At 64.4% G+C, this 2,220-nt stretch carries 3 protein-coding genes and 2 pseudogenes; 1 reads left to right on the top strand and 4 read right to left on the bottom strand.

Annotated elements, in window-relative coordinates:
* Positions 1–208, top strand: a pseudogene (locus tag WA989_RS09125) (hypothetical protein); the annotation flags it as partial.
* Between the two features lie 76 nt (positions 209–284).
* Here the strand turns inward: WA989_RS09125 and WA989_RS09130 are convergent.
* The 4 genes and pseudogenes from WA989_RS09130 to WA989_RS09145 form a co-directional block, all read right to left on the bottom strand.
* A complete protein-coding gene (locus WA989_RS09130; protein WP_424340192.1) occupies positions 285–869 on the bottom strand; it encodes an AAA family ATPase in 585 nt (194 codons plus the stop codon).
* Positions 832–1,596, bottom strand: coding sequence for a tRNA pseudouridine(38-40) synthase TruA (gene truA, locus WA989_RS09135; RefSeq protein ID WP_424340190.1), 765 nt, complete (start codon positions 1,594–1,596; stop codon positions 832–834). The genes WA989_RS09130 and truA overlap by 38 nt, the downstream gene beginning before the upstream one ends.
* Positions 1,593–2,090, bottom strand: coding sequence for a GNAT family N-acetyltransferase (locus WA989_RS09140; protein WP_424340191.1), 498 nt, complete (start codon positions 2,088–2,090; stop codon positions 1,593–1,595). The genes truA and WA989_RS09140 overlap by 4 nt, the downstream gene beginning before the upstream one ends.
* Positions 2,087–2,220: pseudogene (locus WA989_RS09145) on the bottom strand (methionyl-tRNA formyltransferase); the annotation flags it as partial. The pseudogene WA989_RS09145 and the gene WA989_RS09140, both read right to left, overlap by 4 nt.

Here is a 2,220-nt window from a genome sequence, read left to right on the forward strand (position 1 = left end):
GCTCGCCGCCGTTGAAGACCAGGCGCGCGCACAGGGGACGACGCGGCTCTATACCGAGGCCAGCGAGGCGGCGAAATCAGCTTTTGCGAAGGCTGGGTTTGATGTGCTGCATCGCCGTGAGCTGGAGGTGGATGGCGTCGCGATCCATAACTGGGCGATGGAGAAGCGGGTTTCCGCTCTGCCACATGCATCGGAGCCCTCATCCTGAGCGAAGTCGACGGACCAGAGCGGCGCTTTCTGTGGCTCGCCCCGTGGTTCGACTTCGCTCACCATGAGGCTGTGTTTTAAAGCCCAAGGCACTGCAATACAAAGCCAGCCCGCGCCTCTACGCTGACCTTCGGCAAATCGATCAGAACGTAGCCGCGCTTCGGATAGGCGATGCGGAGCCAGTGATATTCGCGAACGGCGTCTTCGAAGGGTAGCGGGCGTTCGTCGTCCTGCTGGTAAAGTTCCGGCCAGGGCGGGGCGAAGAAGACGGGGCGGGAGTAGAGACAGGCCTCGCCCCTCGCTTTCAGGTCTGGCGCGGGCGTGATTGACAGCCGCTCGAAATGGGCGAGCGCGTCTATCGCCGAGCGGTCGAAGAAGACCGGGGCATCCAAGTGTCGAACGCGCGCAAGACTGGCGGCGGCATGGTCGATGGCTTTTGCCACGAAGGCTTCCGGATTGACCCAGGGCAGAGCGTCGGACCCGGTCTCCAGTGCCTCGCGGACGATATTGCGCCCCGGCTCCTCGACCGTGGGAAAGCCGCGGCCGGCGAGTTCTGACAGGAGCGTGGATTTGCCGCCCGAAGAGCAGCCAGAGATGACGATGCGGCGCCGGTCTCTCATGATCTCATTCGTCCGGCCACGGATGATCGGCATAATCGACACGCTCAAGATAGAGCCCGTCCGCCGGCGCGACAGGGCCGCAAGTGGTGCGGTCGCGCGCTTCGAGGATGTCCTTCATCCAGCCGGGCTCCTGCATGCCGCGGCCGACCTCGACCAGGCTGCCGACAATCGACCGCACTTGCCGATGAAGGAAGCTGCGCGCCGTGGCGGTAATCTCGATCCGGTTGGAAAATCCCGTCACATCCAGCGTGTCGAGCGTCTTGACCGGCGTCTTGGCCTGACAGCCGGCATCGCGGAACGTGGAAAAGTCGTGCTGGCCGATGAGGTGTGAGGCGGCTGCCTGCATCTTCGCAACATCCAGCGGTACGGGAACGCGCCAGATCAGGCCCTTGTCGAAGGTCAGATGCGCGCGCCGCGTCATGATGATGTAGCGATAGGCCCGGCCCGTGGCTTCGAAGCGCGCATGGAAATCCTCGCCGACTTCGGCGGCCTTCAGCACAGAGACCGGATCGGGGCGCAAATGATGGTTCAGCGCGTCAGCAATCTTGCGGATGGGGCGCGGCTTGGCGAGATCGAGATGGGCGACCTGTCCGGTGGCGTGGACGCCCGCATCGGTGCGGCCTGCGCCCTGAACAATGACGGGCGCGCCATCGAGCGCTTCGGCGGCGCGCTCCAGCACGCCCTGCACTGTGGCAAGATCGTCCTGGCGCTGCCAGCCGGCATAGGGGCGGCCATCATATTCGACGAGAAGGCGGACGCGCTGGCTCATGCGGGCGCCCCGAAGGCTCCGGGATAGGTCAGCGTGCCGGTACGGGGAGCGGCGGGACTGAGCTCGATGCCCATGAAGGCCGGGCCAGACCAAGGGGCCTCATAGCGGGCGGCGACGCCCGGGCTGAAGCCGAATTTCGGATAATAGTCAGGATGGCCGAGCACGAAGACGAGCTGGCGTCCCTGACCTTCCATCATCGTCATGCCGAGCTTTATCAGTCCACGGCCTATGCCGGATTTCTGGCGTTCGGGCACGACGCTCATTGGGCCGAGACCTGCGCCAATGTCATTACCATTGATCAGAATGCGGAAGAACTGGATGTGGCCCAGTATCTCGCGGTCATTATGGGCGATGAGAGACGCGAGGCTGTCGCCATCTTCGGCGAGCCGGGCAACGATCTTCGCTTCGTCCGGCGTGCCGAAGGCCGCATCGTTGAGGGCGCCGATGTCTTCGGCGTCGTCAGGACAGGCCGGGCGGATCCAGATATCCTTCATCCGAACTGGCTCCGGGCCTCGATCTTGTTGCCGCGCAGGAAATCGTCTGCGTCCATGGCGCGAGAGCCGGGCTTCTGAAGGGTGAGCAGGCGCATGGCATGACCGTCGCCGCACGCGACGAGGAGGGTGT

Origin of the sequence: Henriciella sp., assembly GCF_049649345.1 — a bacterium.
GTDB lineage: Bacteria > Pseudomonadota > Alphaproteobacteria > Caulobacterales > Hyphomonadaceae > Henriciella.

Bases quoted from the DNA above. Each gene is read 5' to 3' on its own strand.
- truA (WP_424340190.1), bottom strand. From the start codon at position 1,596: ATGAGCCAGCGCGTCCGCCTTCTCGTCGAATATGATGGCCGCCCCTAT.
- WA989_RS09140 (WP_424340191.1), bottom strand. From the start codon at position 2,090: ATGAAGGATATCTGGATCCGCCCGGCCTGTCCTGACGACGCCGAAGAC.